Origin of the sequence: Bradyrhizobium canariense (genome assembly GCF_018130465.1) — a bacterium.
GTDB classification, from domain to species: domain Bacteria; phylum Pseudomonadota; class Alphaproteobacteria; order Rhizobiales; family Xanthobacteraceae; genus Bradyrhizobium; species Bradyrhizobium canariense_C.
Genome location: NZ_JAFCKJ010000017.1, coordinates 46,672 through 70,478, shown reverse-complemented (window position 1 = coordinate 70,478; position 23,807 = coordinate 46,672). Strand labels below are relative to the sequence as shown.

21 protein-coding genes and 1 pseudogene are annotated in these 23,807 nt (G+C 63.1%); 14 read left to right on the top strand and 8 right to left on the bottom strand.

Annotated features, from left to right (window positions below):
* Nucleotides 1–293: 293 nt before the first annotated feature.
* Nucleotides 294–1,349, bottom strand: a complete 1,056-nt coding sequence (locus tag JQ591_RS31670; RefSeq protein ID WP_211399892.1) for an SMI1/KNR4 family protein — start codon at nt 1,347–1,349, stop codon at nt 294–296.
* Between the two features lie 411 nt (nt 1,350–1,760).
* On the opposite strand from JQ591_RS31670, the pseudogene JQ591_RS31665 reads away from it, so the two are divergent.
* From JQ591_RS31665 to JQ591_RS31655, 3 genes and pseudogenes are all read left to right on the top strand, one after another.
* Nucleotides 1,761–2,149 (top strand): annotated as a pseudogene (locus JQ591_RS31665) (DUF2255 family protein).
* Between the two features lies 1 nt (nt 2,150).
* Nucleotides 2,151–2,540 carry a putative quinol monooxygenase gene (locus JQ591_RS31660; protein ID WP_211399891.1) on the top strand — a complete coding sequence of 130 codons (390 nt, stop codon included), beginning with the start codon at nt 2,151–2,153 and terminating at the stop codon, nt 2,538–2,540.
* Between the two features lie 22 nt (nt 2,541–2,562).
* Complete coding sequence (locus JQ591_RS31655; RefSeq protein ID WP_211399890.1) at nt 2,563–3,552, top strand: amidohydrolase family protein; 990 nt, start codon at nt 2,563–2,565, stop codon at nt 3,550–3,552.
* A gap of 9 nt (nt 3,553–3,561) precedes the next feature.
* Here JQ591_RS31655 and JQ591_RS31650 read toward each other — a convergent pair whose 3' ends face one another.
* The 3 genes from JQ591_RS31650 to JQ591_RS31640 all read right to left on the bottom strand — a co-directional run bounded on the left by JQ591_RS31650 (nt 3,562) and on the right by JQ591_RS31640 (nt 5,950).
* Nucleotides 3,562–4,467, bottom strand: a complete 906-nt coding sequence (locus JQ591_RS31650; protein ID WP_211399889.1) for a LysR family transcriptional regulator — start codon at nt 4,465–4,467, stop codon at nt 3,562–3,564.
* A 76-nt stretch (nt 4,468–4,543) separates the two neighbouring features.
* Entirely contained in the window at nt 4,544–5,170 is a 627-nt protein-coding gene (locus JQ591_RS31645; protein WP_211399888.1) for a nitroreductase family protein, read from the bottom strand.
* A gap of 42 nt (nt 5,171–5,212) precedes the next feature.
* Nucleotides 5,213–5,950 carry an SDR family oxidoreductase gene (locus JQ591_RS31640; RefSeq protein WP_211399887.1) on the bottom strand — a complete coding sequence of 246 codons (738 nt, stop codon included), beginning with the start codon at nt 5,948–5,950 and terminating at the stop codon, nt 5,213–5,215.
* A 414-nt stretch (nt 5,951–6,364) separates the two neighbouring features.
* Between JQ591_RS31640 and JQ591_RS31635 the strand changes: the two genes are divergently transcribed.
* Together JQ591_RS31635 and JQ591_RS31630 are read left to right on the top strand one after the other, a co-directional pair.
* Nucleotides 6,365–6,664: a superoxide dismutase gene (locus tag JQ591_RS31635; RefSeq protein WP_211399886.1), complete on the top strand. Its 300-nt coding sequence runs from the start codon at nt 6,365–6,367 to the stop codon at nt 6,662–6,664.
* A 221-nt stretch (nt 6,665–6,885) separates the two neighbouring features.
* Nucleotides 6,886–7,575 (top strand): type 1 glutamine amidotransferase domain-containing protein, encoded by a 690-nt coding sequence (locus JQ591_RS31630; RefSeq protein ID WP_211399885.1) that lies wholly within the window; start codon nt 6,886–6,888, stop codon nt 7,573–7,575.
* Nucleotides 7,576–7,878: 303 nt separating this feature from the next.
* Here JQ591_RS31630 and JQ591_RS31625 read toward each other — a convergent pair whose 3' ends face one another.
* Entirely contained in the window at nt 7,879–8,832 is a 954-nt protein-coding gene (locus tag JQ591_RS31625) for a LysR family transcriptional regulator (protein ID WP_211399884.1), read from the bottom strand.
* 98 nt (nt 8,833–8,930) lie between these two features.
* On the opposite strand from JQ591_RS31625, the gene JQ591_RS31620 reads away from it, so the two are divergent.
* On the top strand, nt 8,931–10,112 hold the full coding sequence (locus JQ591_RS31620) for an MFS transporter (protein ID WP_211399883.1): 1,182 nt from the start codon (nt 8,931–8,933) through the stop codon (nt 10,110–10,112).
* Nucleotides 10,113–10,140: 28 nt separating this feature from the next.
* Here JQ591_RS31620 and JQ591_RS31615 read toward each other — a convergent pair whose 3' ends face one another.
* Nucleotides 10,141–11,751, bottom strand: coding sequence for an amidohydrolase family protein (locus JQ591_RS31615; RefSeq protein WP_211399882.1), 1,611 nt, complete (start codon nt 11,749–11,751; stop codon nt 10,141–10,143).
* Nucleotides 11,748–12,566: a uracil-DNA glycosylase gene (locus JQ591_RS31610; RefSeq protein WP_211399881.1), complete on the bottom strand. Its 819-nt coding sequence runs from the start codon at nt 12,564–12,566 to the stop codon at nt 11,748–11,750. Before JQ591_RS31610 ends, JQ591_RS31615 begins: the two co-directional genes overlap by 4 nt.
* A 252-nt stretch (nt 12,567–12,818) precedes the next feature.
* Here JQ591_RS31610 and JQ591_RS31605 point away from each other — a divergent pair, with 252 nt between their 5' ends.
* From JQ591_RS31605 to recQ, 5 genes are all read left to right on the top strand, one after another.
* Nucleotides 12,819–14,393 carry an amidase family protein gene (locus tag JQ591_RS31605; RefSeq protein ID WP_211399880.1) on the top strand — a complete coding sequence of 525 codons (1,575 nt, stop codon included), beginning with the start codon at nt 12,819–12,821 and terminating at the stop codon, nt 14,391–14,393.
* A 429-nt stretch (nt 14,394–14,822) separates the two neighbouring features.
* The gene (locus JQ591_RS31600; protein ID WP_211399879.1) at nt 14,823–16,124 is read left to right on the top strand and encodes an O-acetylhomoserine aminocarboxypropyltransferase/cysteine synthase family protein; all 1,302 of its coding nucleotides are present in this window, start codon (nt 14,823–14,825) and stop codon (nt 16,122–16,124) included.
* Between the two features lie 12 nt (nt 16,125–16,136).
* Nucleotides 16,137–17,138 carry a homoserine O-succinyltransferase MetA gene (gene metA, locus JQ591_RS31595; protein ID WP_211399878.1) on the top strand — a complete coding sequence of 334 codons (1,002 nt, stop codon included), beginning with the start codon at nt 16,137–16,139 and terminating at the stop codon, nt 17,136–17,138.
* 105 nt (nt 17,139–17,243) lie between these two features.
* Entirely contained in the window at nt 17,244–17,987 is a 744-nt protein-coding gene (locus JQ591_RS31590) for a polysaccharide deacetylase family protein (protein ID WP_211399877.1), read from the top strand.
* A gap of 255 nt (nt 17,988–18,242) precedes the next feature.
* Nucleotides 18,243–20,108: a DNA helicase RecQ gene (recQ, locus tag JQ591_RS31585; RefSeq protein ID WP_211399981.1), complete on the top strand. Its 1,866-nt coding sequence runs from the start codon at nt 18,243–18,245 to the stop codon at nt 20,106–20,108.
* A gap of 169 nt (nt 20,109–20,277) precedes the next feature.
* Here recQ and JQ591_RS31580 read toward each other — a convergent pair whose 3' ends face one another.
* Nucleotides 20,278–21,291, bottom strand: coding sequence for a 1-aminocyclopropane-1-carboxylate deaminase (locus JQ591_RS31580; protein WP_211399876.1), 1,014 nt, complete (start codon nt 21,289–21,291; stop codon nt 20,278–20,280).
* A 163-nt stretch (nt 21,292–21,454) separates the two neighbouring features.
* Between JQ591_RS31580 and JQ591_RS31575 the strand changes: the two genes are divergently transcribed.
* The 3 genes from JQ591_RS31575 (at nt 21,455) to JQ591_RS31565 (ending at nt 23,799) form a co-directional block, all read left to right on the top strand.
* The gene (locus tag JQ591_RS31575; RefSeq protein ID WP_211399875.1) at nt 21,455–21,919 is read left to right on the top strand and encodes an Lrp/AsnC family transcriptional regulator; all 465 of its coding nucleotides are present in this window, start codon (nt 21,455–21,457) and stop codon (nt 21,917–21,919) included.
* Between the two features lie 45 nt (nt 21,920–21,964).
* Entirely contained in the window at nt 21,965–23,128 is a 1,164-nt protein-coding gene (locus tag JQ591_RS31570; protein ID WP_211399980.1) for a PLP-dependent cysteine synthase family protein, read from the top strand.
* A gap of 110 nt (nt 23,129–23,238) precedes the next feature.
* Entirely contained in the window at nt 23,239–23,799 is a 561-nt protein-coding gene (locus JQ591_RS31565; protein WP_211399874.1) for a carboxymuconolactone decarboxylase family protein, read from the top strand.
* The last annotated feature ends 8 nt before the right edge of the window (nt 23,800–23,807 follow it).

The following is a 23,807-nucleotide window of genomic DNA, read 5'->3' as shown; positions in this document are numbered from 1 at the left end:
GGACTTCGGTAGCGCGTTGTAACCGCTCTGGCGCGCCGCCCCTCGGGCTCGTTGGCGGCCCATTAGCAGAACAGGCGCTTTCTCGGTATCCCAAACCATTTCGGATCGTAGCTTGACTGGTGGGTTTTGAGCCCAGAAGGTCGAAAATGCTTTGTCTTTCAATAGGGGTTGACTGACACTCTCTCCGCCATTTGTGCGATTTGATCGTCTGGCCTGATTGGGCCGCGATATATGTGCGCCGCCCGCCCGCGCGAGCAAAGCAATCTCTGAGACTGGATCGCATAAATCTCAAATCATAGCGCTGGCTTATTGACTTGGGGGCCAGCAATCGTCGCCAATCGCTCGAGCAGGGTCGCCTCGGCCTTGGGAGTCAGACGGTATCCATCCGCCATCTCGACGATGTCGCCGCCGGCGAGGCACGCGTCCCACCAGTCCCTCACAAACCCCTCGGCGTACCCGCGCGTGTTGAAGTCATAAGGGTCGGCGACAAGGTCGAAAATGATCATCAGCTCGAAGCAAGGCGAGTCGTCGTAGGAGGTGCAGGTCTTGGGACGAATTACGAAAGCTTCGAAGGACCTGGCGGTACGAAGGCTCGAATAGAGCCAGAACATCAGTCCATACATCAGGTGCGAGCGCTCGTCGTCGTGCAAGGCGAAGAAGCCCTTCTCGTCCACGATCTGCCGGGCCAAGGCGCGCAATAATTGCTCGCCGTCCGGCAGATGGTCGCCGACGGCGGCCAAGGCCTGCACCACGATGGGCGATAACGTTCCCCGCTCGACGGTTGCGATCGCAGCAGCCTGATCCTCCTCAGCGGTGTCGTACTCGGATTCCTCGACCAAGCCTCGAATGAAGGCCTCGAAGTCCGGTGCAACGACGACGATGCTGTAGTCATCCTCCTGGTCGACGTACACGACCTGCGGCTCGCCCCGCTTTCCGCAGGTCCGGTAGTCCAGCATAATCAGTTCGTGGCCTCCGGCCGGCGTGTTGGCGATGCCGACGCCAATCGGCGGGTAGCCCCATTTTTCGATCATGAACTTGGCGCCCAATTCCCCGGCGAGTGAATATGTGGACGTTCGGCCGATGGCGTAGAGCCCCTTGATAGCCACGTGGTCCTCCGCCCAGCCTGTACGCTCCTTCATTGGGTGGCAGTTTCGCTTGACGATTCCGCCATTGTGGCGTCGTGCGAGGTCGACATAGGCCGCCGGCAGCCGATACCCGCCGATTTCCTGCTCAATGGAGGCGATCAGCTCGTCGCTCGGCGGAGGCTCGACACAGTTCTCCAGAGAATTCGGACGGTCGTCCCAGAAGCCTTCAAAATCGAAGCCGTCAAAGGGCCTGTTCGTCGTCATCCTCATCACCCCCTCATGTTACGAGGCGTTCCAAGCGCCCAGTAGCCGGCACCGCTTGTTGCCATCTTTCGGAATGAAAAACAGCTTATATGTCGATCAGGATCGACCGACACTCTCTCCGCCATATGTCCGATTTCACACGCCAAGCTACGACTCTGTCCGATTTGTACGCTCGATTGCGTACGCGCACGCCGGCCCATAGCTCGCCATTGCGCCCAACCTCCAATCATACTCAATCTCGCGAGAAAGTCTGCTGCGTTCGAGCGTGCGTCAGCGACGTGAACAGTATCGCGCCAGCAATCACGCGCGCTTGTGATTGTAGAATGCAAAGAACCAGGGCAAGGAAAAACAATCGCCAGTGCTGATCCACATTCCGAGTAGAAGTGCGCCCGGCGGGAGATCAGTGCTTCCATGACATGGTCCGAAGACGAACTGCGGAGGATTGCAGCATCCGACGACCGGCACATCGCGCCGTTTCGTGCGGACGGAAACACTCTCGGCACGCCAACCTGGATATGGTCGGTGGTCGTCGATGATTCTCTGTATGCCCGGGCGTACAATGGCACGCAATCGCGTTGGCATCGGGCGGCTCTGGCCAGAGGGCTGGACGGATCACCGTCGCGGGCATGATGAAGGAAGTCACATTTGAGCTGGTCACCGGACCCATTCAGGACCGCATCGACGAGGCTTATCGGTCGAAGTACCGCGATAGCCCATATCTCGATCCCATGATCGGCGATCGGGCAAGAGCAGCAACAGTCAAGATCATCCCTCGTCCGGACAGCTCTCACGGAGACTAACATGGATACGAGACAACTGCTCGTCTTGGCAGCAACGACGATGACCTCGCTCAGCGGCCCCGCGGTCGCTCAGCCGGCCAAGGATCCTTACGTACGAGTAGCCGAGATAGAGATCGATCCGACACAACTCGACGCTTACAAGGCAGCCGTCAAAGAGCAAATCCAGCTGGCTATCGAGTCGGAGCCGGGCGTACTGGCGCTCTACTCCGTTTCCGACAAGGACAATCCGGCCCTCGTCTTCGTCTTTGAGATGTACGCGGATCTTGACGCCTACAAAGCGCACCTCGAGACGGAGCATTTCAAGAAATACAAGATCGGCACGCAGGGTATGGTGAAATCGCTCAAGCTTCGCGAGACCCTGCCCATCCTACTCGGCGCTAAAGCCAGGTGAGGTCGATGTGGCGGAGTGAACAATGAAGCTGATAGCGATTGAAGAACATTTCCTCACCAGTGAGGTCCAGGAGGCCTGGGCGTCGGTTGCTGGCGGCGATGACGGAACGGCGCCCCTCAATGGCGGGCAGGTCGGCGAGCGCCTGGCCGACCTTGGAGAGATGCGATTGCGCCTGATGGACGAGACCGGTGTTGATATCCAGGTTCTATCGCTGACCGCGCCAGGATTGAATAATTTGGACGGCCGCAGTGTCGGGCTGGCGCAACGGACCAACGATCTATTGGCTACGACGATTGCGGCTCATCCTGCCCGTTTCCAGGGACTTGCATCATTGCCCATGCCCGTACCGGGCGAGGCGGCCCGGGAGCTCGCGCGTTCTGTCGGTGAGCTCGGCCTGAAAGGTGCCGTGCTCAGCGGCAGGGTGCGCGACAGGAATCTCGATCACACAGACTATTGGTCGATCTTCGAGTGCGCGACTGAGCTCGGCGTACCGCTGCTGTTGCATCCGCAAATACCGCAAGAGCGCGTGCGCGATGCCTATTATTCCGGATTCGGCAATGAGGTCGATCTCGCTCTCGCCACATATGGGATCGGCTGGCATTATGAGGCGGGCGTCCAGTTCGTGCGCATGGTCTTGGCTGGCGTCTTCGACCGCTTTCCGCAGCTCCAGATCATTCTTGGTCATTGGGGCGAAGTCGTTCTCTTCTACGTCGAGCGGCTTGCCATGCTGAACAGGACGGCGAAGCTTGAGCGTCCGTTCATGGACTATGTCCAGAACAACCTCTACGTCACAGCCAGCGGGCTGTTCAGCCAAGGCTATCTGCAGCGATCTGTCGAAATCGTCGGGATCGATCGCATCCTGTTCTCGACCGATTACCCGTACGTGCATCGGGCAGGGGGAGGCGCCCGTCGCTATCTGGAGGAGGCGACACTTGATGAACTAGGCATGGAAAAGTTCGCCCACGCCAATTGGGAGCGCCTGACCAACAGGTCTTCTATCCGAAGCTCATAATCGAATCTGTCATTCGACGACTGCGCCAGGTAGCTTTGTCGCCAGCATGTCGATCGCAAGCCGCAAGCGCAGAGGCACATATTCAGTTGTCGGCCAGACGGCATAGCTGTCCATCGTGGCCGCACGCCGCTCTGCCCAAAGCGTCCGCAGGGCTCCGGAAGCGACGCGCTTCCGGACCAGCCAATAGGGCAACCACGCCAGTCCCATCGCCGCTGCCGCAGCATCGGCGATGGCTTCGAGGTCGTCGAAACGCAGACGCCACGTTGGTCTGACCTCGGTCAACTCGAGGCCAGCATCGGACAGCAGCCAGGGATAGACCTGGCCCGCATGGCAATGAACGAGGGCATCGTGCTCGGCAAGGCCAGCAATGGTCGAGGGACTGCCTCGTGCAGCCAGATAGGCGGGTGATGCGCACAAGACCTTGTGCCAGGTTGCAAGTCGTCGGGCGTGCAGACCGCTGCCCTGCCCAAGCGCGCCATTGCGAACTGCGAGGTCAAACCGTTCGGCAACGAGGTCGACCGGCCGGTCGCTGAAGCAGAGATCGAGCTCCAGCTTTGGATGGCCCTTTGCGAATTCGAGCAGCAGCGGCGCAACGCAATAGCGGCCCAGTAGCACCGGCATGGTAACACGCAGCCGGCCGACGACCTCTCGCCTTCCGGAGTCCAACATGGCTTCGCCGATCCGGAGTTCATCGAGCGCCCGGAGACAGCGTTCGTAGTAGGCTTGGCCCTCCTCCGTTAGGCTTTGCGTTCGTGTGGTGCGGTGAAAAAGCCGGACACCGAGCCGCGTTTCGAGCCGGGCGATGGCCTTGCCGACGGCAGAACGCGACAGGGCGAGCCGCCCGGCCGCGCGCGCAAATCCGCCGGCCTCCGCCGCTTCGACAAAGACTGCTACTCCATCGAGCTTGTCTCGCATCTCATCAATATGACCGATTGTAGCCGACCGAGCTACATTTCATCCCGCCCAAGTTCATAGCTGCCTTGGTCAGCAGTCAGAGGGCAAAGCCAACCGATTGCGCGAAGAGAACCTTCTGATCGGGTCGCAGCGCCAAAGCTTTTGTCAACATCGACTTGTCGCAATTGTGGAACCAGCACGCCAGGCCATGCGCTGCAGCGAACAGATAGACGTTACCGGCGATGATGCCGGTGTCGACGAAGTAGTACGATTTCTGGATCTCCGGATCGTGCAGACCGGGCTCTGCGAAGCCCTTGGTGTGGGTGAGGCGATGGAGATCGGCCACATAGATCAGCTGAACCGGTGCTTTGCAATCGACCTTTTGATGTGGGTTGATGGCTGCGGTCCGCAGGTCGCCGGCAGCTACGGGATCAAGGCGGTGAGCGGCGGCATTATAGAGGAAGGCGCCGTCTTCGAGCGCGACGTACAGATCGATTTCCTGCGAGTTGCTTGCTGACGCTGCTGTTCGGCCCGGTAGCCCGTCCGGCCCGCTCGTGCGGTTCACCCCGCAGGCTACCCACAATAGGCTCGAGAGCTGGGCGGGACTGAGTGGCGTTGCGGCAATTTCGCGAACCGTGCGGCGTTGCGCGACCGCCTCGTAAAACGAGAGTGCGCTAACTTCGCTGTGTGGTGGTAGCTCTTTAGTGAGCAAAAGATTGGTCATCAGGTTGCATCCTTTTGATTTGGTGCGCGAGTAATGGAGAGCCTAATGGCTGTTCATTCGCTCAAACAATGCCTCGCCCTGCCTGCGCGTGTTGGCGGACATCCCGACGAGGATTTCGTCCTGATCGTTTTCCATCTGGGAAAGCGCGTCGGTAGCGAACTCGGTCGGAGACATCATGCCCTGACCTGTCGTGCCTGCGCTGCGGACCCCGCCTCCGAGTCCGGTATCGACAATCGGAGGGATCATCTCCACCACCCGCACTCCTGTCGGTCTCAGTTGGTGTCGCAAACTCAGGGTAAAAGAATGCAGGGCTGCCTTGCTGGCGCAGTAAATCGGGACGTCAGCAAGCGGCGCGAATGCCAGACCGGAACTCACATTGACGATGAGGGCTCTCTTGTTCCGTCTCAGCAAGGGCAAAATCTCGCCGATCAGGTGAACGTGTGCGGTAAAATTGACCGCTACTTCCTGATCTAGGTTTTTCAGGGCGTCGGCCTGGTTGAAGTCGCGGCGGTTTTGAACGCCAGCATTGTTGATCACGACGTTGAGGTCGGGATGGTTTGCGTTCAGCCAATCGACCATCGCCCGGCGACTTTCGTCGCTGGTGATGTCGCAGGTGCGGGTGATGATTGCCGATACTTCCGATCTGGCCTTGTCGAGAGATGCCTTCCGCCTTCCGCAGACGATGACGCGATTGCCACGCTCGGACAGTTGCCGGGCGAGTGCAAAACCGATGCCGGTTGCGCCGCCACTAATGAGGATGGTGTTTTCTGTCAGCTTCATTGTCGGCCTTCCTTCAATCTTGAGAATGAAAGTGTGCCGACGAAGACGTCAGGGTTTTCAGCGGGCACACCTGGATAACCGGCAAGCCGGTCCTGGTGTCGCGGATACCCGGATCAGGGAGAGTTGCCGCCCGTGGTTGGCGACGACCGGGCTACCATCCGGTCCGCACTCTTTCGACGCAACGGCTGTAGCAGGCGGCTCCGTCGGCTTCAACACGCTCGATAGCGAGATTGTAGAACTCCAGGATGCAAACAGGGGAACAACGATCGGCAATGACAATTCGCATTCCAGTTATAACCGCGATCGCAAAAACGAATCTTCGGGGCGATCACAGAACGGCAGCTATGCTGGCACGTGGCCGAGACTGCGCGCCATTTTTTTCTGTGAAATCCGCCTCACCCCAGGAGCCTGATCATGAAACTACTTTGCCTCGATATTCCCCAGCTCGGTGCGAGCCTGGAGAAATATCAGCCGCATATGCTGGATGAAGCCCGTCACGCGTGGCAGATGTACAAGGGCGGCGTCATCCGCGACATTTATTTCCGGCAGGATCGTCCCGGCGTTGCCATCATCGCGGAGGCTGCATCCGTTGAGGCTGCCAAGAAGGCGCTAGCTGAATTTCCTCTCGCCAAGGCCGGACTGATTGATTGGGACGTGATCCCGCTCGGACCTTTCACCAACTGGGAAACGCTGTTCGCCGCCGGCAACGCCTGAGAGCGAGGCGCCAGTCGCCTCCGACCGCGCTCCAGCGCCGCGTGCCCGCAAGCGTAGTGGCTTCGCGGTCCGTCCGATCGCGCCGGCCACGCGATCACAGCATCGTTTTGGGACTCAGATCATTCCATCTCAACAGATGATGCAGCACGCGACGAAGGGCGACGTGAACGCATCGCTCGGTCGTCAACAGGGTCCCTCGCTCAGATCAGAAGGAGAACAGTATGGCAGATAACATCAAGCCGATCCTCTGCGTCGTCACCAGCCATCCGATCCGCGGTGACACCGGCGAGCCGACGGGTTTCGCGATGGTTGAACTGACCCACCCGCTTGATGTCTTCCAGAAAGCCGGCATCTCGACCGAGATCGCCTCGATACGCGGCGGTCATCCGCCGATCGACTTCTTCGACCTTTCCGATCCAATCAATGACAAGCTCTGGAAGGACAAGAAATTCCGTGCCGAACTTGCGGATTCTAAGATCCTCGCGGACGTCGATACTTCCCGTTATTCGGCAGTCTTCTTCGCGGGAGGTCATGGCACGATGTGGGATTTCGCCAACAGCGAAGCTGTGCACCGGGTCATCCGCGAGATCTGGGAAGCCGGCGGCATCGTCTCGGCGGTGTGCCACGGCCCGGCCGCACTGGTGAACGCGAAGCTTTCCGACGGTAGCTATCTCATCGCCGGAAAGAAGGTCGCCTCCTTCACCAACGATGAGGAGGCTGAGGTGAAGTACACCAACGTCGTCCCCTTCCTGCTGGCAACCGCGCTCGAAGCGCATGGCGCCAAGCACCAGGCGGCGCCCAACTGGACGGAGAAAGTCGTGGTCGATGGCCGCCTGATTACAGGCCAGAACCCAGCCTCGGCCCATGGAGTCGGTCAGGCCGTTGTCGACCAACTCACCGCCAAGCGCTGAAGGTATCCCGTTGGCCTGTCTTGCCGGATATCATCGCGCGACGAAGGGCTGGGCCAAGATTTCGATTAGCCGCAATGGGATTCGGCAGGAGCGCGCTGCGACCAGGCTGAGCGGCGCGATCGTCAATTGCCGATCGCTAGTCGCGCGTGACGGCGTCGATGAGCGCTAGTGGCTGGAACGGCCTTTTGCCGACGTCGAATTCCCATTTCGGGCCGTAGCTCAACTGGTGGGTTTCGGCCGAGAACGGTCAAAAAGTCATTATCTTTCAATAAGGGTTGACTGACACTCTCTCCGCCATCAGCCTTATCCCATCAATGTCCACCTTCCATCCCCAGCCCGCTTCAGCGCGGGATCACTCACCCGCACGTGCTCGGCCAGGAAATCGATGAACGCGCGCACGCGTGCGGGGAGCGGGGCGGTGTGGCCGACATAGACGGCGTGGATGTCTTCGCGGTCACCGGGATTGTAGCTTTGCAGCACAGGTACGAGGCGGCCGGCTTCGATGTCGGGGCCGATGTGGAAGAGCGCGAGGCGGGCGAGGCCGGCGCCGCCTAGCGCAAGGCGGCGGGCGGCTTCGCCATCGCTGACGCGGGCGACCGGCGGCGGCACCGCTTCCTCGGTGCGGTCGCCGCGCTTGAACGGCCAGCCGCGGATCGTGCGCGGAAAGGTCCAGCCAATGCCGCGGTGATCGGCGAGATCGGCCGGCGTCTTCGGCGTGCCGAAGCGCGCGAGATAATTCGGTGCGCCGACCACGACCATGCGGCTGGTGCCAAGTTTTCGTGCGACGAGGCGTGACGCGCGCAGCGGGCCGACGCGGATAGCGACGTCGGCGCGCTCCTGCATCAGGTCAATCAGCGTGTCGGTCAGCACGAGATCGAGCGTGACGTCGGGATGCTGCTCGAGGAAGCGCGGGATCAGCGGCATCACATGCAGCATGCCGAAAGGAATGTTGCTGTTGACCGTGAGGCGGCCGCGCGGTGCCGAGCCGGAGGCGGCCTCGCGCTCGGCTTCCTCCATCTCGCCGAGGATGCGCACCGCGCGCTGATAGAAGGCCTGGCCTTCTTCCGTCAGCGTGAGCTTGCGCGTGGTGCGGTTGATCAGCCGCGAGCCGAGCCGCGTCTCCAGCCGCGAGATCAGCTTGCTGACGCCCGACGGCGTCAGGCGCAGTTTTCGCGCGGCCTGCGTGAACCCGCCGAGATCGACCACGCGGACGAAGACCTCCATCTCGGCGGAGCGGTTGGTATCGAAACGGGCCATGTTGAATTCACGTCACAAATGATTGGATTGCGGACATTCTAATGGTTTTGCCGCGCTGCGGCTATCTGCGTGGCTCGTCCCTCGCATTGGAGCAACGCATGCCTCCCGCGGTCCTCGCGCTCACCGCCGGTGCCTTCGGCATCGGGACCACCGAATTCATCATCATGGGCCTGCTGCTCCAGGTCGCTGCCGACATGCATGTCTCCGTGCCGGCCGCGGGTCTGCTGATCTCCGGCTATGCGCTCGGCGTATTCGTCGGCGCGCCGGTGCTGACGCTGGCCACGCGGCGGATGCCACGCAAAACCGTGCTGCTGGCGCTGATGGCGATCTTCACGCTGGGCAATGCAGCCTGCGCGCTGGCGCCGAACTACGAATTGCTGATGGCGGCGCGGGTGCTGACCTCGCTCGCCCACGGCACGTTCTTCGGCGTCGGCTCGGTGGTGGCCACCAGCCTCGTCGCCGAGGACAAGCGCGCTTCCGCCATCGCCACCATGTTCATCGGCCTCACGGTTGCAACTCTGCTCGGCGTGCCCTTCGGTGCCTGGTTCGGCCTGATGCTCGGCTGGCGCGCGGCGTTCTGGGCGGTGACCGTCATCGGCGTGATCGCCTTTGCGGTGGTGGCGGCGCTGGTGCCCGGCCATGTCGGCAACGGCGACAAGCCGATCTCGCTCGCCGACGAAGTATCGGTCCTCGGGCGTCCGCAGGTGCTGCTCGGCCTCGCCATGACCGTGTTCGGCTTTGCCGGCCTGTTCGTCGTCTTCACCTATATCCAGCCGATCCTGACGCGCTTCACCGGCTTCCCGGAGGCCGCGGTCTCACCGATCCTGCTGGTATTCGGCGCAGGTCTCGCGATCGGAAACGTCGCCGGCGGCAAGCTTGCCGACCGCGGCCTCGCCCGTGCGCTGATCGGAACGCTGGCCGCGCTCGCCATCGTGCTGCTCGGCCTTGGCGCCGTGCTGTCGGTCAAGATCCCTGCCATCGTGCTGATCCTGCTGCTCGGCATCGCGGCCTTTGCAACTGTTGCCCCGCTCCAGCTTCGCGTGCTGGAAGCCGCCGGCCCCAATGGACGCACGCTTGCTTCGAGCCTCAACATCGCCGCGTTCAATCTCGGCAACGCGCTCGGTGCCTGGGCCGGCGGTGTCACCATCGATCGCGGACTCGGCCTCTCCGCGCTGCCTCTGGTCGCGGCCGGCATCACGGCGGTTGGCCTCGTGCTGGCACTGTGGAGCCTTCGGCTCGACCGCGCGCAGGCCGCCGTTGCGGCCTGCCCGGCTGAATGAGGGGGCCAGGAGGGTCAGCGATCGCGGTCTAGTAGAACGCCGCGATGGCCGTCGCGATTCCCGCCGGCAAATTTGCCTCGCTTTTCAGCGTGTCCAGGAACACGGGATCGCCGGCCACCGTGAGGCCATCGAGCTTGATCGGATGCAGCGGCTCGGCCGCCGCCGCGACCGCCGCCAGATCAGGACCGGTCCGGACGCCGTCATAGGCGAGCCGCGGGCGCAATTGGACATTGTTGCCGAACTGCTCGTCCAGCGCGAGGCGCCATCCGGCTCGTGACACCGTTCCGTCGGCGATCGCCGCCGACATGGCGATGCTATGCGGCTGCAGCGTGCCGAGATTGCCGAGCGCAGCGCGGAGCCGAGTCGTCGCATCCGTCAGCGTGACCGTCTCGATTCCCGGATCCTGGTCGGGCGAGGTGAAGTCGATCAGCCGCGCGCTGCTGCCGATCTTGAGGGCCTCGCCGCTTCCGCCCGCTAGCTGCATGGCCTTCTTCGTCCCAAAGCGCGGTCGTCCACCGATCGTGACCAGGACGATATCCTGCTCGCGCGATTTGATCAGATGGCCGTAGGGATCGCCGGTGACGCCCTTCACCACCAGCAGATCTGCGAACTTGCCCTTGGCGATCGTCCCCAGCTTCGCATCCCACTTCAGGATCGCTGCCGGGTTGCGCGTCGCCATCGAGACGATGTCGTAGTCGCTGAAGCCGAGGCTGAAATGCGCGGACACGACCTTCGCCGCCTTCAGCTCTCCCAGCAGATTCTTGCTGCCGGATGGCGACCAATCCGAGCCCAGCGCGATCGTCAGTCCGGCCGTCCGCGCAGCGGCGACGTCGGTCGTTTTCCCATAGAGCAGCAGATTGCTCAGGGGCGACCAGACGATCTTGGCCTGATTTTCGGCCATCGTCCCAAAATCGGTCGCATCGAGCGCCGTGCAGTGAATGCCGGCCAGCGACGGCTCGATCGCCCAGTCTCCAGCGGCATTGCGCAAGGCGAGGAAGTGGCTATGCGCCTTGGTATCGATGCCTTCGCTGAGGTGGAGCAGGAAGCACGACGACGATTTCAGCTCGTTGTCGAACTTCGCCCAATCCTCGGCGTCTATGTCGGGGATCTTCGAGTGGGCCCGCGGAAGATCGGGAGGGCTGCCGATCTCGGCGGCGCGCAACGCGCCCTTGTAATATTTGTGGATCGTGCCGCTCCAGTTCGACAGCGTGATCCCCTGGCTCGTCGTCGTTCCCGCGACCAGACACTTGGCCTCGACATAGCGAACCAGCGCCGGCAGCAGCGAGCCGTCGTCGGCGAGAGCAATGGCGCTCATCGGGCCGGTCACCGACGTCTTGTACGTTTTGGCGTTCTGCCACTGGTCGCGATTGTCGAAGTGCTGCGGCACGCGCCAGAGCGGCAGGATGTTGTAGCTGAGGTGATTATGCAGCTCGATCAGACCGGGATAGATGGTGCCGCCGGTCGCGACAGGCTCGACGGCGTCGAAGCCCGACGGGGCCGGCTGTCCCTTGGGGACGATCGCCGCGATGCGATTGTCCTCGATGAAGATCGTGCCGCTCTTGATGACGTCGCCCTCAGTGGCCATCGTCACGATCCGTCCGGTCAGTGCCCATCGCTTCGGGTTTGCGGCCGGGCTCATGGGATCACCCCGTCCGGTACGGTGATCGCGATCGTGCGTCGCTTGGCTGCGGCGTCGGCGCCCTGGCGCGTGGCCCATGGCGTATCTCCGCGCATCCAGGCCGGCAGGCCTGCCGGAAGATCCTTCGCGATGATGTCGACGAGTTCGGCAGGCTTGAAGGCGTCGCCATACGGCGCGAGCGTCACCGGTACGTCGGGATGCTTGACCTCAGGTGCCAGAGCCGCGAGCGCGGCATTCCACTTGGTCAGCATGATCTTGGTGTTCGCAGCCTGCGTGGCGGAATCATGGGCGGAGCTTTCCGGCCAGGTCGGGTGCGTGATGTGCTGGTAGGCGAGGGTCTTGGAAGCCGCCCCATCGGGCGTCTTGAGCCAGGCCTTCCAGGCCTCGTCCGCGAGGCCGCCAAGCGAGACGACGGCCTCGATGCTGCCGGGCCCGAGCACGGCCTTCAACCATCTGTTGCGATAGTCGACGATGCCGGGCTCGTTCTTGTGCTTGGAGCCGCCGCTCTGTCCGTAGACGCTGTACAGGAAGGTGTTCACCATCACGTAGCTCCGTGTGATGCCGAGCTTCGCCAGGAAACCTTGCGTCCGCCGGCCTGCGGTGCCGACGAGAATCCTGCGGACGATCGTCTCGTGCTGGGCGGGATCCTGACCGATGACGAGCACACGCGCCGAGCCGTCGAGACGGCCGCGGTGAAAGATCGGGCCCCATTCGATCCGGAAGTCGTGTGGATCGTAGGCCTCGGCGCCGGGATAGTCGGCGCACAGATCGCGAAATGGTTGCTGGTCGTATCCGCCGTCGAATTCCACGAGCATGGCAAATGCTCCGATTTGTCGCTGTCCAAATAGCTGCGTCCATAATCTGGTCGGTATGCCGCAATCTTAGCGGTCGTTTGTTCCATCGTTCAACCAGTATATGGGTCACGAGAGAGCATCCAAAGGTTCATGCGCGACTTTTGCTTCGCGTTCGGGCCGTGGCAAAGCGTCGCGAGCGCGCCATGCAGAAACGTGCCTGTACACGGTCGCGTGACCTCCATAACTTCCGCGGTGCAATTTCAGGAGAGCGACGTGGCGAAGAAGACGGCGACCAAGAAGAAAAGCGTTTCAAAGAAAACAGCGAAGACCTCCAGCAAGAAAGGCACTGTTCGCAAGGGCGTGGTTGCGAAGGCCGCAGCGAAGCCGGTCAAGAAGGCCGCTCCCCGCAAATCGTCCGCGCCACGCCGCCCCAAAGGGCCGGCCTGGCAATGGTCGGCGGTCGAGACCGCGGCCGCAATCCGCTCCGGCGCCATCTCTGCGGTCGAGACCGTCGAGGCGCATCTCGATCGGATGCGTGCGGTCAACCCGGGGCTGAACGCCGTCGTCGTCGATCTCTCGGAGGAGGCGCTGGCTGCGGCGCATGCGGCCGACAAGCAGCGCGCGAAGGGCGGCGAACTCGGCCTTCTGCATGGCGTACCGATCACGATCAAAGAGAACGTCGATTACGAAGGCCGTCCGAACTTCAATGGCGTTCCCGCCAACAAGGACCTCATCGCGCCGTCGGATTCGCCGGTGGTGCGCAACCTGAAGAAAGGCGGCGCGATCGTCATCGGCCTCACCAACACGCCGGAATTCTCCTTCCGCGGCTTCACCGACAATCCCTTGCACGGGCTGACGCTGAACCCCTGGGATCCTGATATCACCTGTGGCGGCTCCTCGGGTGGCGCGGGTTCGGCGGTCGCCGCCGGCATCGGCACCATCGCGCACGGCAACGACATCGGCGGCTCGCTGCGCTGGCCGGCGCATTGCAACGGCGTTGCGACCATCAAGCCGACGCAGGGGCGTATTCCCGCGTTCAACGCAAGCGCAACCGCGGAGCGGCCGATGCTGGCGCATCTGATGTCGGCGCAGGGGCCGCTGGCGCGCCACGTCGCCGACGTCCGTCTCGCGCTCGAGGTGATGAGTCAGCGCGATCCGCGCGATCCCTGGTGGGCGCCGGCACCGCTGGTCGGGCCAAAGCCGAAGGAGCCGATCAAGGTCGCGCTGGCCAGGATCCCCGAGGACATGGACGTCGATCCGTCCGTGCGCACGGCGTTGCGTCAGGCTGCCGATCATCTGGAGCGTTCAGGCTATCGCGTCAGCGAGGTCGATGTGCCCGACATCAACGGGGTCTGGCAGACCTGGTGCGACATCATCACCAACGAGACCGTGGTGTTGCAGGAAGCCGGCATGCTGAAGGTGACGTCCGAAGACTTCCACAAGGCGTGGGGCGGCATGAAAGCCAAGGCCAACGTGCTCGACCTCAAGGCCTGGATGCAGGCGACCGCCGCGCGCAACGGCCATATCCGCGCCTGGCAGTTGTTCTTCGAGGAGTATCCGGTGGTGCTGGCACCGACCACGGTGAAGCCGACGCCGGGCCCGCGTGAGGACACCGTCAGCCCGGAGCGCGTGCGCGAGATCTTCTGGGGCGAGATCCGCTTCATCTCCGCGATCAACGTGCTGGGGCTGCCCGGCGCCGTGGTGCCGGTGGCATTGCACGATGGCAAGCCGATCGGCGTGCAGCTCATTGCCGGGCGCTATCGCGAGGACCTCGCGCTCGATGCGGCGGCCGCGATCGAGAAGCGGGCCGGCGTGCTCGCCCATCGGCTCTGGGAACGGATCGGCTGATAGAGTGCGAAGGGTGTTTCCCTCTCCCCTTGTGGGAGAGGGTGGCTCGCCGCGCAGCGGCGAGACGGGTGAGGGGTCTCTCTCCGCGAACGCGAGCTTGGCCGTATGGATAGAGACCCCTCATCCGGCGCCATAGCCGATGCGAAGCATCGGCGTTTTCAAGAACGGCGGCCGAAGGCCACCTATGCCACCTTCTCCCACAAGGGGAGAAGGGAGTGCAGCGTGGTTGCCGCCGCAAACCGCAAAACTTCATTAATCCAATTTGACTCGAATTTTAGCCAATTCACCAATATCCATTAGGGTTACTTCCTCGATCTCTAGACGAATTATTGTCCGCTTTACCACCCGCCTCTAACAGAGGAACGGCGGACAACGCACATGCCTCATACAGGCCAATAAGTGCGGCCCGCTCCACGCGGAGGTGGCACGATGCGCAACGAGACGATCGCTATTCACGCCGGCTACGAGCCCGAAGCCACCACGCACGCGGTTGCCGTGCCGATCTACCAGACTGCGGCCTACGCCTTCGACAGCGCCGATCACGGCGCGGCGCTCTTCAATCTCGAGACCGAAGGCTATCGTTACAGCCGCATCGCCAATCCGACCAGCGCGGTGCTGGAGAAGCGTATCGCCGAGCTCGAGGGTGGCGTCGGCGCGCTTGCGGTCGCGACCGGGCAGGCCGCGCTGCATTTCTCCTTCGTCAACGTTGCCGATCACGGCGGCAACATCGTTTCCATGCCGCAGCTCTACGGCACCACGCATACGCTGCTCTCGCACATCCTGCCGCGGCAGGGTATCACCGGCCGCTTCGCCGAGAGCGACAAGCCTGAGGCGATCGAAAAGCTGATCGACGAGAACACCCGCGCCGTGTTCGCCGAAACCATCGGCAATCCCGCCGGCAATGTCTGCGACATCGAGGCGCTGGCGAAGATCGCCCATGCCCATGGTGTGCCGCTGATCGTCGACAATACCGTTGCAACGCCCATCCTGCTCAAGCCGTTCGATTACGGCGCCGACATCGCCGTGCATTCGCTCACCAAATTCCTGGGCGGCCACGGCACCACGCTCGGCGGCGCCATCGTCGATTCCGGAAACTTCCCCTGGGCCAAATACGCGGATCGCTTCCCCGGCTACAACAAGCCGGATGCCTCCTACCATGGCCTCGTCTATGCCGAGCGCTTCGGCAAGACGGCCTATATCGAGCGCGCGCGCAGCATCTATCAGCGCACCATGGGTTCGGTGCTGTCGCCGTTCAATGCATTCCTGCTGCTCCAGGGCATCGAGACCGTTGCGCTTCGCATGGAGCGCCACTGCGTGAACGCCCGCAAGGTCGCCGAATTCCTGCGCAAGGATCCGCGAGTCGCCTGGGTGAACTACACCGGCTTCCCGGACAGTCCCTATTACCCGCTGGTGCAGAAATATCTCGACGGCAACGCGTCGTCGCTGTTCACCTTCGGCATCAAGGGCGGCATGGAAGCCGGCAAGACCTTCTACGATGCGCTGAAGTTGATCACGCGCCTCGTCAATATCGGCGATGCGAAGTCGCTGGCCTGCCATCCGGCCTCGACCACGCACCGGCAGATGTCGGCGGAGCAGCAGAGGGTCGCCGGCGTTTTGCCGGAAACGATCCGCTTGTCGATCGGCATCGAACATTCCGCCGATATCATCGAGGACCTCGACCAGGCACTGGAAAAGGCCTGCCCGTCGGCGCGCCTCCAGGCCGCGGAGTAGGCGGCGGCGCCGATGACGATCTTGATCGACAGGGATCAAGGCATATCGAGCCCGGCGCTGGTGCCGGGAGAGGGCGATCTGGCGCGCGAGCACGGCGGCGCCGAGCTCACCATTGGCCTGATCAACAACATGCCGGATCCGGCGCTGAAGGCGACCGAGAGGCAGTTCATGAAGCTGCTGCAAGCCGCAGCAGGTCAGCGCCGCATCCGTTTCCACTGTTTCTCGCTGCCCTCGGTCAAGCGCTCGCCGGAAGCGAAGTGGCATGTCGAGAGCGAATATTCGGAACTCACCGAGCTCAGGCGCCACAAGTTCGACGGGTTGATCGTGACCGGCGCCGAGCCGATTGCGCCCGAGCTCGACCAGGAACCGTATTGGCGCGATCTCACCGAGCTGATCGACTGGGCCAAGGTCAACACGCGCTCGACGATCTGGTCGTGCCTTGCTGCGCATGCCGCGGTGCTGCATCTCGACCGCATCGAACGGCGACTGCTGCCGGCCAAATGTCATGGCATTTTCGACTGCGAAGCCGTGACCAGCGATCCGCTGACGCGGGCCGCACCCGCGCCCCTCAAGGTCTCGCATTCGCGTCTCAACGAGATCGCCGAGAGCGACCTCGCGCAGGCCGGCTACCAGGTGCTGACGCGTTCGGCAAAGGCCGGCGTCGATATCTTCGTCCGGCAATATGCCAGCCGCTTCGTGTTCTTCCAGGGCCACCCGGAATACGACGCGCTGTCGCTTCAGCGTGAGTATCTGCGCGACATCGGCCGCTATCTCGCGCGTGAGCGCGACAATTATCCGCACCTGCCCGTGAGCTATTTTGACGCAGCGACGGAGGAGAAGCTTGTCCGCTTCGAGAAGCAGGCAAGGCACCAGCGCCACCCCGCGCTCAGCAACGAACTGCCCGCGCTGAATTTGCGTGCCGATATCGCCGCCGGCAGCGCCGCGGCGGCTTTGTTTCGGAATTGGCTGCAATATCTCGGCGCTGGGAGCGATGCGTCGGTGCTTGCGCGTTAGGTCAGGACGACGGGGTCGACGTTAGGACTAACGAAGTGTGAAGCTTGCCTCGAGCAGCGCACGAATGCTTCAGTGAGGGGGCGGGGCAAACAGGAAATGCGATTCGTGTGGTCGGCACTCCAGGGACGCGTGAGCAATCGGCTGGCCCGGCATTTCCGCGCCGCGCCGCACCGGCTGCCCGCGCATGCACCCATGGTGAGCTTCACCTTCGACGATGCCCCCGATAGCGCCGCAGGCGAGGGCGCCGAGCTTCTGGAGCAGCATGGCGGTCGCGGTACGTTCTATCTCGCCGGCAGCCTGGTCGATCGTCCCTCGGATCACTGGCACGGCCTGTCGAACGACGCCATCGTGCGGCTTCACCGGGCCGGGCACGAGATTGCCTGCCACACCTTCTCGCACCAGAGTGCGGTCAATCTCGACGAGGCCGCCATGGCCCGCGAGATCGAGCGAAACCGCAGCCATTTTCGCGGCATCGATTCCTCGATCACGCTGGAAAATTTCGCCTACCCCTATGGCATTGCGTCGGTGTGGCGAAAGCCCCAGCTCGCCAAGGCCTTCCGCTCGGCGCGCGGCATCCTTCCCGGCGTCAATCGCGACGTCATCGATCTCCAGTTCCTGCGGGCCTCGCCCCTGGTCGATTGCGAGATCGATATTGCGGGTGTCGATCGCTATTTCGACGAGGCGGTTGAGAGCGGCGGATGGCTGATCTTCTACGGTCATGACATTGCCAACGCGCCGAGCCCGTATGGCTGCACGCCGCAACTGATGCGCCATGCGCTGCAGGCTGCCGGGAAGCGCGACATGCCGATCGTGACGGTCGCGGAAGCGCTGCGAAGGATCGGGGCGTAGCGGCTTTCTTCCCTTCTCCCCTTGTGGGAGAAGGTGGCGCGAAGCGCCGGATGAGGGGTATGTCTCGGCGCAGCAATCTCTATCGAGCCCGCGGACAGAAACCCCTCACCCGTCTCGCCGCTACGCGACGAGCCACCCTCTCCCACAAGGGGAGAGGGGAAGAGTCGCGTCCTGCCGCGCAAACAGTCTTGCCACGCCCGCGCGGTCATGCGACTGGCCTTGTGACGAATCTCACGGCCTCACCCCGACATGCCCATATCCTCTCCTTCCACCGCTCCGCTGCCTGCGTCGGCCCAGGGCCGCGATGCGCTGTCGGTGCTGCGTTCGGTGTTCGGGCTGCCCGGGTTCCGCGGCGCGCAGGGCGAGATTATCCGGCACGTCACCGACGGCGGCAATTGCCTGGTGCTGATGCCGACCGGCGGCGGCAAGTCACTGTGTTATCAATTGCCGGCGCTGCTGCGCGAAGGCTGCGGTATCGTGGTGTCGCCCTTGATTGCGCTGATGCGCGACCAGGTCGCCGGCATGCTCGAAGCCGGGGTCAACGCCGCCGCGCTGAACTCGTCGATGACCCTGCAGGAAGCCTCCGACATCGAGCGTCGCCTGATCGCGGGCGATCTCGACCTGCTCTATGTCGCGCCGGAACGGCTGGTGACGCCGCGCTGCCTGGCGCTGCTGGCGCGGGCGAAGGTGGCGCTGTTCGCGATCGACGAGGCGCATTGCGTCTCGCAATGGGGCCATGATTTCCGCCCGGAATATGTCGGCCTGTCCATCATCGCCGAGCGCTTTCCCGACGTGCCGCGCATCGCGCTGACCGCGACTGCCGACGAATTGACCCGCAAGGAGATCGTCGAGCGGCTTCAGCTTGCAGACAGCCCGCACTTCGTCTCCAGCTTCGATCGTCCCAACATCCGCTACGAGATCGTCGACAAGCGCAACGCGGTGCCGCAACTCAAGGATTTCATCCGGGAACGTCACGCGGGAGATGCGGGCGTCGTCTATTGCCTGTCCCGCAAACGGGTCGAGGAGGTCGCCGCTGCGCTCGACGACACCGGCATTGTGGCGTTGCCCTATCACGCCGGGCTCGACAGCAGCGTGCGTTCGCGCAACCAGGACCGTTTCCTCAACGAGGACGGCATCGTCATCGTCGCGACCATTGCCTTCGGCATGGGCATCGACAAGCCGGACGTGCGCTTCGTCGCCCATCTCGATCTGCCCAAGAGCATCGAGGCCTATTACCAGGAGACGGGGCGCGCCGGCCGTGACGGCAAGCCGTCGGCGGCCTGGATGGCCTACGGTCTCTCGGACATCGTGCAGCAGCGCCGCATGATCGACGAGTCGAGCGGCTCCGACGAATTCAAGCGGGTCTCGATCGGCAAGCTCGATGCGCTCGTTGGCCTTGCCGAAACGCCGCACTGCCGGCGCCGGCGGCTGCTCGCCTATTTCGGCGAGATCGTGATGGGCGAGGGCTGCGGCAATTGCGACAATTGCCTGACACCGCCGAAAATGCGCGACGGCAAGGTGCTGGCGCAAAAGCTTCTGTCCTGCGTCTATCGCACCGGCCAGCGTTTCGGCGCAATGCACCTCATCGACGTGCTGATCGGACGCCTCACCGAGAAGGTGACGCAGTTCGGCCATGACAAGCTCACGGTGTTCGGCATCGGACGCGAGCTCAACGAGAAGCAGTGGCGCACAGTGCTGCGGCAACTGGTGGCAATGGGGCACTTGCAGAGCGACAGCGAGGCTTTTGGTGCGCTCAAGCTGACTGAACAGTCACGCGGCGTGCTGCGCGGCGAAACGGAAGTGTGGCTGCGCGAGGAAGCGCCCGGCACCCGGATACGTTCGAGCCGCGCCAAGTCCCGCCGCGGTGATCTGGCGCCGGCGGCCGGCGCGCCGCAGGGCGATGTCGATCCTGAATTGCGCACGCGGCTGCGAGCGTGGCGTTCGGACATTGCCCGCGAACGTGGCGTGCCGGCCTACGTCGTGCTGCACGACGCCACCATCGACGGTATCGTTCGCGCATGGCCGACCACGCTGGACGAGCTGCGCAATGTGCCCGGCATCGGCGACAAGAAGCTCGAGCATTACGGCGACGAGCTGCTGCAGATCGTCAGGACGCGTTAGGTATCTCCGGTGTCGTCCCGGCGAAAGCCGGGACCCATACCGCGTGATCTATCGGTTTCGACTGGTGCCAGTACCGAACTGAAAGTCTTCGTCAAACCACTCCCTGGGGTTATGGATCCCGGCTTTCGCCGGGACGACACCGAAGATGTGGCTATGGCGGTGGACTACTTCAGCCGTTCCGGAACGCATACCCATAGCCGTTCAGCGCCGGCGCGCCGCCGAGGTGGGCGTAGAGGATCTTTGCGCCCTTCTCGAAATAGCCCTTCTGCGTGAGGTCGATCAGGCCCTGCATCGACTTGCCCTCGTAGACGGGATCGGTGATCATGGCTTCGAGACGCGCGGTGAGGCGGATCGCCTCCTTGGTCTCTTCCGACGGCACGCCATAGGCGGGATAAGCGTAATCCTCGATCAGCACGACGTCGTCGGCGACGAGATCCTGGCCGAGCTCGACGAGCTTGGCCGTGTTCTGCGCGATCGAGAGCACCTGCGCCTTGGTCTGCGCCGGGGTGAAGGACGCGTCGATGCCGATCACCTTGCGCGCGCGGCCATCGGCGGCGAAGCCGACCAGCATGCCGGCATGGGTCGAGCCGGTGACGGTGCAGACCACGATGTAGTCGAACTTGAAGCCGAGCTCGGCCTCCTGCTTGCGCACTTCTTCGGCGAAGCCCACATAGCCGAGGCCGCCGAATTTGTGCACGGAGGCGCCGGCGGGAATCGCATAGGGCTTGCCGCCCGCCGCCTTCACCTCCTCGATCGCCTGCTCCCAGCTCTTGCGGATGCCGATGTCGAAGCCGTCGTCGACCAGGCGCACGTCGGCGCCCATGATGCGCGACAGCATGATGTTGCCGACGCGGTCATAGACGGCGTCCTCGTGCGGCACCCAGGCCTCCTGCACCAGGCGGCACTTCATGCCGATCTTGGCCGCGACCGCCGCGATCATGCGGGTATGGTTGGACTGCACGCCGCCGATCGAGACCAGCGTGTCGGCGTTCGAGGCGATCGCGTCGGGGATGATGTATTCGAGCTTGCGCAGCTTGTTGCCGCCATAGGCGAGCCCGGAATTGCAGTCCTCGCGCTTGGCATAGACTTCGACATTGCCGCCGAGATGCTTTGACAGCCGCTCCAGCTTCTCGATGGGCGTCGGACCAAAGGTCAGAGGATAGCGCGCGAATTTTTCGAGCATCGTCAGGTCATCCCGATTGGCGTTAATGTCTGCGAAAACGCTAGCATCGCGCCGCAAAAAGGTGCTTTCAAATATTGCGCCTCTCTTGCGCATGATCTTGCGATAATGGCGGAAATACGTGCTATTCCTTTCGGAATAGATGCTAGCTACGGAAGCTTCTTCCATGTCCACCCGTCTCGACCGTATCGACCTTAAGATGTTGCGATTGCTGCAAAATAACGGCCGCCTCAGCAACGCGGAGCTGGCCGAAACCGTCGCCATCAGTCCCGCCACCTGCCATCGCCGCACCCAGCGCCTGTTCGAGCACGGCTTCATCGCCGCCGTCCGCGCCATGGTCGCGCCGAAGAAGGTGGCAAAGGGCACGCTGGTGATGGTCGGCGTCGTGCTCGACCGTTCGACGCCGGAGAGCTTTGCGATCTTCGAGCAGGCGATCACCAGGCTGAAGTTCGTGCTCGACTGTCACCTCGTCGCCGGCGACTTCGACTATTTCCTCAAGATCCGCGTCGGCGACATGGAGGACTTCAACCGTATCCACGGCGAGCAGCTGATCGCGCTGCCTGGCGTGCGCCAGACCCGCACCTTCTTCGTGATGAAGGAAGTCGTCGACAACGCGCCGCTGGAGTTTTGAGCGGAAGCTATTGATGCGCGATCCGCATCATGAGAGATTCAGGTGATGCAGGCATTCCCCTTCCGCCACCTCAATCCGACCGGGCCGGCCTATCGGCGCGGCTGGGTCGACGAAGCCGTGGCCGCGATCGAGGCCGACCAGTGCCGCACGGCCGACACGCATCTGATCCGGCTGATCGTGCCGGCGCTCGCCGGCATCGACATCTATCTGAAAGATGAGTCGACACATCCGACCGGCAGTCTGAAGCACCGGCTCGCGCGCTCGCTCTTCCTTTACGCGCTCTGCAACGGCCACATCCGCGAAGGCACACCCGTCGTCGAGGCCTCGTCGGGATCGACCGCGGTGTCGGAAGCCTATTTCGCGCAGATGATCGGCGTGCCCTTCTATGCCGTGATGCCGCGCACGACGTCGGGGGAGAAGGTCGCCGCGATCGAGCATTATGGCGGCAATTGCCATCTGATCGACGACGGCCGTGCGCTCTACGCCGAGGCGGCCGCGCTCGCCACCCGCCTGAACGGCCATTACATGGACCAGTTCACCTTCGCCGAGCGCGCCACCGACTGGCGCGGCAACAACAACATTGCCGAATCGATCTTCACGCAATTGCAGGGCGAGCCGCACCCGCTGCCGGACTGGATCGTGATGGGCGCCGGCACCGGCGGTACCTCGGCCACCATCGGACGCTATTTGCGTTATCGCCAATATCCGACGCGGCTGTGCGTCGCCGATGTCGAGCATTCCGCTTTCTTCGACTGCTTCAGCTCGCAGGACCGTTCCCGGGTTTGCGAACGACCCTCGTTGATCGAAGGCGTCGGCCGGCCGCGCTGCGAACCCTCGTTCGTGCCGGGGGTGGTCGACCGCATGATGAAGATCCCGGATGCGGCGACGATCGCGGCGATGAACGTGCTGTCGCGCCGGCTGCGCCGCGCGGTAGGGGGCTCTACGGGCACCAATTTCCTGGCGCTGTGCCGGCTCGCCTCGGAGATGCGAAAGACGAGTCAGACGGGGGCGCTGGTGACGCTGATCTGCGATTCCGGCGAGCGCTACCGGCAGACCTATTATGAGCGCGAATGGCTGAAAGCGCGCGGTCTCGATCCAGCGCCGTTCGAGGCGGCCTTGTCGTCGTTCCTCGATACAGCGCAGCCACTGGCGCTTGAGTTCGAAGACGTAACGAATCCGCAGAACATACGAAATCCTGAGGCCGTGTAGCCGGCGCCTCCCTGCCATTTGCAAAATTGCACGGCCGTCACGGCAACTTCACTTGCCTTGCGCCGTCACGCGGGCGAGCCTCGCTGCTTCTCAACGAGGAGATCCCCACCGTGCGCCTTCCCATTCTTGATCCGAAAGATCTGACCGACCAACAGAAGCCGCTCTATGACGACATGCGAGCCGGCATCAAGGACCACTTCAAAGGCTTTGTGAACATGCGCGACGACGGCGCGCTGCTCGGGCCGTGGAATCCCTGGATCCGTGAGCCGCGCTTCGGCAAGCCGGTGTGGGAGCTGGTCAAGGCGATCGCGTCGAACCCGCTGCTTCCTGCGCCGGTGCGCGAGGTCGCGATCCTCGTCACCGGCTCGCATTTCCGCTCCGGCTACGAGCTCTATGCGCATGTGCTGGTCGCCGAGCAGCGCGGCCTCTCCGACGAGAAGCTCGCGACCATCGTCGCCGGACAGCGGCCGGTTGATCTCACCAAGCAGGAAGCCATCGCCTATGACGTGGCGTCCGCATTGGTCGGCGGCGGCGTACTGCCGGAACTGACTTATCGGGCCGCGGTCAAGGAATTCGGCGAGCACGGCGCGGCCGAGCTGTCCTATCTCGTCGGCGTTTACTGCATGGTGTCGGTCACGCTGAACACGTTCGACGTGCCGGTGCCGGAATAGATCTGCGG

Excerpts from the sequence above, each read along its gene's own strand:
- metA (WP_211399878.1), top strand. The coding sequence starts at position 16,137 with ATGACGATCTTGATCGACAGGGATCAAGGCATATCGAGCCCGGCGCTG.
- JQ591_RS31650 (WP_211399889.1), bottom strand. The coding sequence starts at position 4,467 with ATGCGAGACAAGCTCGATGGAGTAGCAGTCTTTGTCGAAGCGGCGGAG.
- JQ591_RS31610 (WP_211399881.1), bottom strand. The coding sequence starts at position 12,566 with ATGCTCGTGGAATTCGACGGCGGATACGACCAGCAACCATTTCGCGAT.
- JQ591_RS31625 (WP_211399884.1), bottom strand. The coding sequence starts at position 8,832 with ATGGCCCGTTTCGATACCAACCGCTCCGCCGAGATGGAGGTCTTCGTC.
- JQ591_RS31570 (WP_211399980.1), top strand. The coding sequence starts at position 21,965 with ATGCAGGCATTCCCCTTCCGCCACCTCAATCCGACCGGGCCGGCCTAT.
- JQ591_RS31640 (WP_211399887.1), bottom strand. The coding sequence starts at position 5,950 with ATGAAGCTGACAGAAAACACCATCCTCATTAGTGGCGGCGCAACCGGC.
- JQ591_RS31670 (WP_211399892.1), bottom strand. The coding sequence starts at position 1,349 with ATGACGACGAACAGGCCCTTTGACGGCTTCGATTTTGAAGGCTTCTGG.
- JQ591_RS31580 (WP_211399876.1), bottom strand. The coding sequence starts at position 21,291 with ATGCTCGAAAAATTCGCGCGCTATCCTCTGACCTTTGGTCCGACGCCC.
- JQ591_RS31575 (WP_211399875.1), top strand. The coding sequence starts at position 21,455 with ATGTCCACCCGTCTCGACCGTATCGACCTTAAGATGTTGCGATTGCTG.
- JQ591_RS31630 (WP_211399885.1), top strand. The coding sequence starts at position 6,886 with ATGGCAGATAACATCAAGCCGATCCTCTGCGTCGTCACCAGCCATCCG.
- JQ591_RS31620 (WP_211399883.1), top strand. The coding sequence starts at position 8,931 with ATGCCTCCCGCGGTCCTCGCGCTCACCGCCGGTGCCTTCGGCATCGGG.
- JQ591_RS31635 (WP_211399886.1), top strand. The coding sequence starts at position 6,365 with ATGAAACTACTTTGCCTCGATATTCCCCAGCTCGGTGCGAGCCTGGAG.
- JQ591_RS31615 (WP_211399882.1), bottom strand. The coding sequence starts at position 11,751 with ATGAGCCCGGCCGCAAACCCGAAGCGATGGGCACTGACCGGACGGATC.
- JQ591_RS31660 (WP_211399891.1), top strand. The coding sequence starts at position 2,151 with ATGGATACGAGACAACTGCTCGTCTTGGCAGCAACGACGATGACCTCG.
- JQ591_RS31655 (WP_211399890.1), top strand. The coding sequence starts at position 2,563 with ATGAAGCTGATAGCGATTGAAGAACATTTCCTCACCAGTGAGGTCCAG.
- JQ591_RS31600 (WP_211399879.1), top strand. The coding sequence starts at position 14,823 with ATGCGCAACGAGACGATCGCTATTCACGCCGGCTACGAGCCCGAAGCC.
- JQ591_RS31645 (WP_211399888.1), bottom strand. The coding sequence starts at position 5,170 with ATGACCAATCTTTTGCTCACTAAAGAGCTACCACCACACAGCGAAGTT.